Origin of the sequence: Streptomyces sp. NPDC006265, assembly GCF_040613555.1 — a bacterium.
Lineage (GTDB): Bacteria > Actinomycetota > Actinomycetes > Streptomycetales > Streptomycetaceae > Streptomyces.
This window is the reverse complement of record NZ_JBEXSH010001205.1, coordinates 1-2,098: the sequence shown is the minus strand read 5'-3', so window position 1 is coordinate 2,098 and position 2,098 is coordinate 1. Positions and strand designations below refer to the sequence as shown.

The window sequence follows — 2,098 nt, the reverse complement described above, 5'->3', positions numbered from 1 at the left end:
GACTTCGTCATGAACCACACCAGCGACCAGCACCCGTGGTTCCAGGAGTCGCGCAAGGACCCCGACGGGCCCTACGGCGACTACTACGTGTGGGCGGACGACGACAAGCAGTTCCAGGACGCCCGGATCATCTTCGTCGACACCGAGGCCTCCAACTGGACCTACGACCCGGTCCGCAAGCAGTACTACTGGCACCGCTTCTTCTCCCACCAGCCGGACCTCAACTACGAGAACCCGGCCGTGCAGGAGGAAATGATCTCCGCCCTGAAGTTCTGGCTGGACCTGGGCATCGACGGCTTCCGGCTGGACGCGGTGCCGTACCTGTACCAGCAGGAGGGCACGAACTGCGAGAATCTGCCGGAGACGCACGACTTCCTGAAGCGGGTCCGCAAGGAGATCGACGCGCAGTACCCGGACACCGTCCTGCTGGCGGAGGCCAACCAGTGGCCCGAGGACGTCGTCGACTACTTCGGCGACTATCCCAGCGGCGGCGACGAGTGCCACATGGCCTTCCACTTCCCGGTCATGCCGCGCATCTTCATGGCCGTGCGCCGCGAGTCCCGCTACCCCGTCTCCGAGATCCTGGCCAAGACCCCGGCGATCCCCTCGAACTGCCAGTGGGGCATCTTCCTGCGCAACCACGACGAGCTCACCCTCGAGATGGTCACGGACGAAGAACGCGACTACATGTGGGCCGAGTACGCCAAGGACCCCCGCATGCGCGCCAACATCGGCATCCGCCGCAGGCTCGCTCCCCTGCTGGACAACGACCGCAACCAGATCGAGCTGTTCACGGCCCTGCTGCTGTCGCTGCCGGGCTCGCCGATCCTGTACTACGGCGACGAGATCGGCATGGGCGACAACATCTGGCTCGGCGACCGGGACGCGGTGCGCACGCCGATGCAGTGGACGCCCGACCGCAACGCCGGATTCTCCTCGTGCGACCCGGGACGGCTGTTCCTGCCCACGATCATGGACCCGGTCTACGGCTACCAGGTCACGAGCGTCGAGGCATCCATGGCCTCGCCGTCCTCGCTGCTGCACTGGACCCGCCGCATGATCGAGATCCGCAAGCAGAACCCGGCCTTCGGGCTCGGCTCGTACACCGAGCTGCCGTCGACGAACCCGGCGGTGCTGGCGTTCCTGCGCGAGGCCCCCGTTTCCGGGGAAGGAGGGGACGACCTGGTCCTGTGCGTGAACAACTTCTCGCGGTTCGCACAGCCCACGGAGCTGGACCTGAGCGCCTTCGAGGGGCGGCACCCGGTGGAACTGTTCGGCGGGGTGCGCTTCCCGGCCATCGGCGAGCTGCCGTACCTGCTGACCCTCGGGGGCCACGGGTTCTACTGGTTCAGGCTCCGCAGGGAGACCATGTGAGGCCAGAGGCCTGTTGAGGCCTGACCCGCGGGGCGGACCGCAAACCCCAGTGGCGGGGCGTTTCCTCCGCCCCGCCCGGGGCACGCATCAGTAACACCCCGCCCACCCGCGTGAGCCGGAGGGGCGCCGCCCGGGGCCGGCTGCAGGCACCCGGAGGCGCACCAAGAATGGGTGAAAGGACGCGACGCCATGTCGGAAGCCGTCACACGCACCGTCACCACCCCGCCCGGCCTCCTTGCCTCCCTGGATCCGCTGCTGCGGGAATGGCTGCCGCGGCAGCGCTGGTTCGCGGGCAAGGGACGGCCGGTCACCGGGTTCACGCTGGTCGAGGCCACCGAACTGCTCCCGGCCACGTCCAAGCTGGGCCTGTACCACCTGCTCGTCCGCGCCCATCAGCCCGCCGTGCCGTCCCATGGAGCGCCCGGCCACCCCGGTGACTGCTATCAGCTGCTGATAGGCGTGCGCGAGGCGCTGCCGCCTCGGCTGGCGCCCGCGCTCATCGGACACGTGCCGACGGGGCCGCTGGCCGGACGGACGGTCTACGACGCCCTGCACGACACCAGGCCGTCCGAGCTGCTCCTGGAAGCGCTGCGCACCCAGGCCCGCATCGGCAAACTCCGCTTCGAACGGGACCCGAGGGTCTCACCGCGCCAGTGTCCCGGCAGCATCGGCCCCGCGGGCACGAAGAGGGCGGGTACGTCGGCCGAGGCCGCACCCATGAGCA

1 protein-coding gene and 1 pseudogene are annotated in these 2,098 nt (G+C 69.0%); both read left to right on the top strand.

Going from position 1 to position 2,098, the window contains the following annotated elements; all coding sequences use genetic code 11:
- Positions 1–1,374, top strand: a 1,374-nt coding sequence (gene treS / locus ABZ281_RS47100; protein WP_356664736.1) for a maltose alpha-D-glucosyltransferase, incomplete at its 5' end; no start/stop codon positions are given.
- A 189-nt stretch (positions 1,375–1,563) separates the two neighbouring features.
- Positions 1,564–2,098, top strand: a pseudogene (locus tag ABZ281_RS47095) (hypothetical protein); the annotation flags it as partial.